Raw genomic sequence first — 6,934 nt, 5'->3', positions numbered from 1 at the left:
GCTGAGCTAAACGACCTGGGGTACTCTGTTGCCAAGATTGGTGGGTCGTGCTGGGTTCGAACCAGCGACCAATTGATTAAGAGTCAACTGCTCTACCAACTGAGCTAACGACCCCCACCGACTTGCCTGGCACTGCTCACCTTCGGCAAACAGCTCTAACGCTTTACTTACAAAACTGGTGGTCGTTACTGGGCTCGAACCAGTGACCCCCTCCTTGTAAGGGAGGTGCTCTCCCAGCTGAGCTAAACGACCTGGGAATCTTGTCTTCACCCACAGTGAAGAAATGGTGGGTCGTGCTGGATTCGAACCAGCGACCAATTGATTAAAAGTCAACTGCTCTACCGACTGAGCTAACGACCCTCACCACGACCAGTTCCGACTGCATTACTGCACCGGCTCTGACGGCGGCCTATATTACGGATTTATCATCCCGGCGCAATAGAAAATTCTTAAATTAAATCTGTTTGCTCACTGCGCATACAAAGTGCTGCCGTATTTACAAGACTGTTACGAAAACAGTGACCTACAGCAATACTACAGCTTGCTCAGACTCTGCTTGGCCAACTGGGCCGGCGAGGTGTTGGGGTAGCCCTTGATCACCTGCTCATAGAAGGTCTTGGCCTCTGCTTTCTTGCCATCGAGCTGTGCCAGCATACCCAGTTTCAGCAGGGCATCGGCCCGCTTGGGTGACTTGCTGTATTTGGTCGCTACCGTCGTGAACTGGGCCGCGGCGCCACTCCGATCGCCCTTGTTGAACATCAGCTGGCCGAGCCAGTAATGGGCATTGGGGACATAGCTGGAGTTCGGGAACTGTTTGATGAACCCTTCGAAGGCGGGAATGGCCTTGTCGTAGTTCTTCTCCTTGAGCACCATGTTCACGGCCGCATCGTAGGCCTGGTTCTCGTCCTGATTGGTCGAGTAGTTGGCCGCAGCAGCGGGAGTGGCCGCCGCCGTAGAAGCGGCAGAGGGCGCGGCAGGCTGGCTGTTCGCCACCTTGTCGAGCTCCTGATACAGCTGGCGCTGGCGCTGTTGCGACTGCTCCATCTGATAGGTCTGCTGCTCAAGCTGGCCGCGCAGTTCGGAGACTTCCCCTTGCAACGAGTCGACCTGTTGCTGCAACTCGGCCTGTAGCCGCAGCCGGGCATTGAGGGTGCGCTCCAGCAAGGCGACCCTGTCTTCCAGGCTCCCCGTGGGCACGATGGCGCCATTGTTGCCACTGAGGACTACGGCACTGCCACTGTCGCCACTGAGATCGCTCACCGGCGCAGCCGCCTGAGCGTTCAGCGCCACCAACACGGCCATCACAAGAGTCGCTTGTTTATACACAGATTTCATTCGGATCAAACCTTAGCGTTTAGTGCAACTAAAGCGGTCATCGCATTAGTCGCTTGCTTATACACAAATTTCATTCGGATAAAATCCGCAGGCTCGGTGTAAATAAAACGGCCATCGAAATGGCCGCTTGCATATACACGAATTTCGTTCGCGTCAAACCTTAGTAGACCAGGACCGCGCGGCGGTTCTTGGCAAAGGCATCCTCGGTATGAGACAAGTCCAGCGGCTTCTCTTCGCCATAGCTGACGATGGAGAGCTGCTCAGCCTGCACACCCAGGGTTTGCAGATACTTGGCAACAGCCTTGGCACGACGCTCGCCCAGTGCGATGTTGTATTCCGGAGTACCGCGCTCATCGGCGTGGCCTTCGATCAACACCTTGACGGACGGACGCTCACGCAGGTAGCTGGCGTGCGCATCCAGCAGGTCGGCGTACTGACCTTGAATGTCGTAACCATCGTACGGGAAGAAGATTACGTTATCGCGTTGCAGAGCTTCGAACTTCTGACGCATCTGCTCTTCCGGGGACAACATGCCGTTGGCGCCACCGGTTTGTACACCGCCCATGCCGTCGGTCATGCCAGATTCGGCGCCAGCGGCGTCAGAATCGGAAGAAGAACTACAGGCAGCCAGGGTGAACAGTGGCAGTGCGATGGCCAGACCCTTGAGCAGTTTATTGAGTTGCATGCTATTTCCTTAAACCTTTATAACAAAACAAAAAACAATCGATTTTTTTATCAATTCAAGAAGGGCGACCAAGCTGGTGCACGAATTTCACCGCTACTGGTCGGGAGCACTGCCTTGAAACGACCGTCGGTCGATACCAAAGCCAGGCTCTTGCGACCCTGATAGATGGTGGCATAGATGATCATGCTGCCATTGGGAGCCACACTTGGCGACTCATCCAGAGCACTCTGAGTCAGTACCAACATGGCTCCGCTTTCCATATCTTGACGAGCGATGCGATATTGTCCCTGAACCCGGGTCACCATCACCATGGACTTGCCGTCCGGCGTGATGGATGCCCCCTGGTTGGAATCCCCTTCCCAGGTCATCCGGCGAGTGACGCCAGTCGCCAAATTTACGCTATAAATCTGGGGTTTGCCACCACGTTCAGAGGTGAAAATCAAAGTTTGACCATCCGGCAGCCAGGAGGGTTCGGTGTCGATGGTGCGGTTATTTGTGACTCGAGTGAGTTGCTTGCTTGCCACATCAATGACATAGAGATCAGGCTGACCATCTTTGGACAAAACAATAGCCAATCGACGACCATCTGGAGACCATTCCGGCGCCCCGTTGATGCCACGGAAGCTGGTGATCAGACTGCGCTGCTGGTTATAGATATCCTGCACATAGATCTCTGACTTCTGGTTCTCGAAGCTGACATAAGCCAGCTTGCTGCCATCCGGCGACCAGGCCGGTGACATCAGCGGCTCGCGTGAGCGCAGCAGGGTCTTCTCGTTATAGCCATCGTAATCGGAAATACGCAGCTGATAGGGGAACTGGGCACCCTGTTCCACCGACACATATGCCAGACGGGTCAGGAAGGCGCCACGCTCGCCAGTCAGGCGCTCATAGACGATGTCGGAGATGCGGTGAGCAAACTGGCGCATCTGGGCACCCGGGATAGTCGCCATGCGGCTATCGAGGATGTAGCCGTTTGCTTCCCCGCCTTGGGTCTTGGCCAGCTGGCCTTTCAGCACATCGACCAATTCGAAGTTGATCTTGTAGGTGCCATCGCCCACGGCGGCGACGGTACCGACCACCACGGCCTCGACGCCCTGGGAAGCCCAGGGCGCGAAGTTGATCTCGCCACTGCTGCTCGGGGTCTGCGGCATCTGGCCACGAGCCAGCGGCTTGAACTTGCCACTGCGCATCAGGTCGTTGGAGACCACCTCGGCGATGTCTTGCGGCAGCTGACCATTGCCTTCCCACTTGAAGGGCGCAATCGCGATGGGTCTTGCGCTGTCAATCCCGCCGGTGATGACGATGTCCAAGGCCGCCTGAGCGCTCTGGCCCAGCAGAAGGCAGCCAACCAAAGCAAAAAACACTTTTTTTATCATGGTTTTAATACTCTGTTCCAATAAAAATGAGAGGTTAAATTCCTTTCCCGGCAAGAGGCGAAAGAGCCAGCCTATCCTGCTTAGATGTTCGGTTCTAACTTGAGGTTAAACTCCTTTAACATCTCGAATGCCGCAGGATCTTTCGGTACCGGCAGCTGATTGGCCTTCAACACCGCCGCCTTGCCGGAGCGGCAGACCGCCGGGTCACCCTGGCCGTTATCCACCGAAATGACAAAGCCGCTGCTGGCCAGTTTAACGCCGATAGTACAGGTTTTGCCCCGCATGGTGGGATCCAAAATCATGTAGCGCTCGACCGTGGCCTTGATGAGTGCCGCATATTTATCGACCTCACCCTTGGCTGCCGCCGATGCGGCCTGGCTGCGAGAATTGGCTTCCGCCTCCAGCTGCTGCTGCATCATGGCTTCCATCTCTTTTTGCAGCTTGGCCTCTTCAGCCGCCTTGCGCTTGCGCTCCGCGTCTATCTTGGCCTTCTTGTCAGCTTCCGCCTTCGCCTTCTTCTCTGCGTCAGCTTTTGCCTTCTTGGCAGCTTCGTCCGCAGCCTTTTTATCGGCCTCGGCCTTGGCCTTCTTGTCGGCTTCTGCCTTGGTTTTCTTCTCGGCCTCCGCCTTGGCTTTCTTGTCAGCCTCGGCCTTCTTGGCCGCATCCGCCTTGGCTTTCTCGTCGGCCTGCTTCTTCTCGAGCTCTTCTTTCTTTTTCTTCAACGCCAGCGCCTTGGCCAACTCTTCTTCCTGACGTTTGGCTTCGGCCTGCTTGGTCTTCTGGGCTTCCAGCTTGCGGGCTTCCTCGGCTTTTTGTGCCTTCTCTTCCGTCTGCTTCTGCTCGGCTACCTTCTTCTGTTTCTCAGTCTCGGCCTTGCGGGTCGCCTCTTCGGCTTCCTTGCGCTTGGTCTCGGCGATGCGCAGACGTTCCTGCTCTTTCGCCAACTCGCGCTTGACCTGCTCGGTGTCTTCCTTGTCCTTCTCTTTCTGCTGCTGCGCAGCCTTGGGTTGCGCCTTTTTCTGCTGCTGGATCTGCTGCGCCTGTTGCTCCAGGAACTCGCTGTCGAGCATCACCGCATTGACGATCTGTCCCTTCGACTCGGGACGCTTGGGCTTGCTGAAGTCAACCCCGACCAACAGAATGATGCCGATGATCAGATGCAGCAGCACCGACGCGATGAGATAACCGGAAATACCACGCTTCACATCCATCTCCGTCAGTTCACCGGATCCGTCATCAGGCCAACCTGAGGCACACCGGCTTTCTTGAGCGCGACCATCAACAGGATCACCTCTTCGTAGCGCACGGATTTGTCACCCGCCACCACCACGGGGGCGTTCTGGTTGATGGCCAGATAGCCCATCGCCTTCTCGGTGATGTATTGCTGCATCGCCTCCGGGGTGCCGCTCGGCACAGGCTCATCATCCGCCTCGCCGGCCTTGATGACGTACTCCCCCTCGGTGTTCACGCTGACGATGAAGGGGGGCTTGGCATCTTCGGGCAACTGCTCGGACTCCGCCTGCGGCAGGTCCACCTTGACCCCTTGGGTTATCACCGGCGTCACCGCCATGAAGATGATGAGCAACACCAGCATGACGTCGATATAAGGCACCACGTTGATCTCGGCGACCTTCTTGCGCCGGATCCGCTGATAGGTTTGCATTTACTTCTCACCCTGCTGTTGAGCAATCTGGCGGTTCAAAATGGTGGTGAACTCGTCCATGAAGTTGGCGTAGGCATTTTCCAGCCGCTCCACCTTGTTGGTGAACCGGTTGTAGAAGATGACCGCCGGAATGGCTGCAAACAGGCCCATGGCGGTGGCGATCAACGCCTCCGCGATACCCGGTGCCACCATCTGCAGGGTCGCCTGCTGCACCTGACCCAGGGCGATAAAGGCGTTCATGATGCCCCATACGGTACCAAACAGACCGATGTAGGGACTGATGGAGCCGATGGTCGCCAAGACTGGCAGGTTGGATTCCAGCTCATCCACCGCACGGGACAGGGAGACCCGCATGGCGCGGTAAGTACCGTCCATCACCGCATCCTGACCACGGGCACCGGCCTTGAGCAGGCGGGCGTACTCCTTGAAGCCGGAATAGAAGATGTCTTCCATGCCTTCGATGTCATCGCGGCGGGAAGAGGATTCCTGATAGAGACGATTGAGATCGACCCCGGACCAGAACCGGTCTTCAAACTGCTCGGAGGCGAGGTTCGCCGCCTTGATGGCCTTGGCACGCTGGAAGATCAGCGCCCAGGAGACGACCGACATGCTCATCAGGGTCATCATGACCAGTTTTACCAACAGACTGGCTTGCCAGAACAGGCCAATAAACGAAATTTCAGCGTGCACTTAACAGCACTCCCTTAATTTTTTCAGGTATTGCGACAGGTTTCATTTGCGGATGACTGACACAGGCTATCTGTACCATGGCCTGGGTGATCAGTCGTCCATCAGCCGCCAGTATCTGTTGCGAAAAGCGCATGGAAGCGCGTTTCATTTCAGTCACTTGCGTCAATACGGTCAGAAGTTCATTGAAGCGGGCCGCAGCGCGGAAATCGATCTCGGTTCGACTCACCACGAAGGCAAGCCCTTCTTGCAGCAGGACATCCTGTTCGATACCACCGGCACGCAGGAACTCGGTACGAGCCCGTTCCATAAACTTGAGATAGTTGGCGTTGTAGACGATGCCTCCGGCGTCGGTGTCCTCGTAGTAGACACGTACCGGAAACTCAGAGACTTCCCCCATAAAAATCTGTGATCCATTCGACAATCAGATGGGGGGCTATCATAGCGCAGGGCTGAATAGGAAAGAAGCAGGGGGAGACAGGGAAATCCCATCCCTCGCCATTTTTTATGGCAGGAAATATTTCAGGGTCAATCCATAGCAAGACAAGCCACTGGCCTCGGCGAACAAAGGCAAATAGAAGCGCTGGCGAATGCGGGATAACCGCCATCAAGCGCAGGGAAAGGCATCTCTTGTCCAACTCATCACAGGGGAGCTGTTGTGCTCAGACAGCGCAACAAGACAAGCGAGCTGAATCGAGGGGAAGGCGAGTCGCCGAGCGGCGCGGAAAAAGCAGAAGGGAGGCAGATAAATATCTACCTCCCTTCATTTTTATGACAGGAAATAGCCCTGAGTTAGCCAAAGCCCATATAACAGACTGGGCATGGCGAGCCAGGGGCAAAACAGCAACCGACCGATGAGGCTACGGGGATGGAATCCCAACCCGTGCATCACCCCGCAACAGACCGCCCACATCAGCCAGGGCGCGAGCAGCAGCCCGTGCTCGCTGGTGTTGGCGGCGATCAGGTTGGGCGCCTGCAAGATGGCGACGCCCAGCAGGGTCCCCGCCAGCAACATCAGACCCTGCCATGGCTGGCGCTCCAGCGGAGCGGCCAGCCGGGCGAGACTGTCACTTATCTTCATCGATCTGACGATCCAGGTTCTCGGTGTGCTCCAGCCAGAGCGCATTGATGATCCCAAACGCACAGGCCAGCAACAAACCCAGGATCCAGGTGAAATACCACATATCA

The 6,934-nt window shown here is 56.4% G+C and carries 9 protein-coding genes and 3 tRNA genes; all 12 read right to left on the bottom strand.

From position 1 onward, the window contains the following. Positions 1–38: 38 nt before the first annotated feature. Positions 39–114, bottom strand: a tRNA-Lys gene (locus tag BN1137_RS09135). A 62-nt stretch (positions 115–176) separates the two neighbouring features. Continuing rightward, positions 177–252: transfer RNA gene (locus BN1137_RS09130), tRNA-Val, on the bottom strand. A 32-nt stretch (positions 253–284) separates the two neighbouring features. Further along, positions 285–360: transfer RNA gene (locus BN1137_RS09125), tRNA-Lys, on the bottom strand. A 174-nt stretch (positions 361–534) separates the two neighbouring features. Continuing rightward, positions 535–1,335 carry a tol-pal system protein YbgF gene (gene ybgF, locus BN1137_RS09120; RefSeq protein ID WP_050718298.1) on the bottom strand — a complete coding sequence of 267 codons (801 nt, stop codon included), beginning with the start codon at positions 1,333–1,335 and terminating at the stop codon, positions 535–537. A gap of 160 nt (positions 1,336–1,495) precedes the next feature. Beyond that, complete coding sequence (gene pal / locus BN1137_RS09115; RefSeq protein WP_033130714.1) at positions 1,496–2,020, bottom strand: peptidoglycan-associated lipoprotein Pal; 525 nt, start codon at positions 2,018–2,020, stop codon at positions 1,496–1,498. Positions 2,021–2,070: 50 nt separating this feature from the next. Next, positions 2,071–3,396 carry a Tol-Pal system beta propeller repeat protein TolB gene (gene tolB / locus BN1137_RS09110; protein WP_050718301.1) on the bottom strand — a complete coding sequence of 442 codons (1,326 nt, stop codon included), beginning with the start codon at positions 3,394–3,396 and terminating at the stop codon, positions 2,071–2,073. An 80-nt stretch (positions 3,397–3,476) separates the two neighbouring features. Further along, positions 3,477–4,607 (bottom strand): cell envelope integrity protein TolA, encoded by a 1,131-nt coding sequence (gene tolA, locus BN1137_RS09105; RefSeq protein ID WP_050718297.1) that lies wholly within the window; start codon positions 4,605–4,607, stop codon positions 3,477–3,479. 5 nt (positions 4,608–4,612) lie between these two features. Further along, positions 4,613–5,059: a protein TolR gene (gene tolR, locus BN1137_RS09100; protein ID WP_005331545.1), complete on the bottom strand. Its 447-nt coding sequence runs from the start codon at positions 5,057–5,059 to the stop codon at positions 4,613–4,615. Continuing rightward, entirely contained in the window at positions 5,060–5,749 is a 690-nt protein-coding gene (gene tolQ, locus BN1137_RS09095; RefSeq protein WP_050718296.1) for a protein TolQ, read from the bottom strand. After that, positions 5,739–6,146, bottom strand: a complete 408-nt coding sequence (gene ybgC, locus BN1137_RS09090) for a tol-pal system-associated acyl-CoA thioesterase (protein ID WP_050718295.1) — start codon at positions 6,144–6,146, stop codon at positions 5,739–5,741. Before ybgC ends, tolQ begins: the two co-directional genes overlap by 11 nt. A 369-nt stretch (positions 6,147–6,515) precedes the next feature. Continuing rightward, entirely contained in the window at positions 6,516–6,827 is a 312-nt protein-coding gene (locus BN1137_RS09085; RefSeq protein ID WP_050718294.1) for a cyd operon YbgE family protein, read from the bottom strand. Then, the gene (gene cydX, locus BN1137_RS21900) at positions 6,814–6,930 is read right to left on the bottom strand and encodes a cytochrome bd-I oxidase subunit CydX (RefSeq protein ID WP_005331536.1); all 117 of its coding nucleotides are present in this window, start codon (positions 6,928–6,930) and stop codon (positions 6,814–6,816) included. The genes BN1137_RS09085 and cydX overlap by 14 nt, the downstream gene beginning before the upstream one ends. Positions 6,931–6,934: the final 4 nt, after the last annotated feature.

Origin of the sequence: Aeromonas tecta, from assembly GCF_000820185.1 — a bacterium.
Lineage (GTDB): Bacteria > Pseudomonadota > Gammaproteobacteria > Enterobacterales > Aeromonadaceae > Aeromonas > Aeromonas tecta.
Note: the sequence above shows the minus strand (reverse complement) of the source record. Positions and strands in the feature narration are given on the sequence as shown.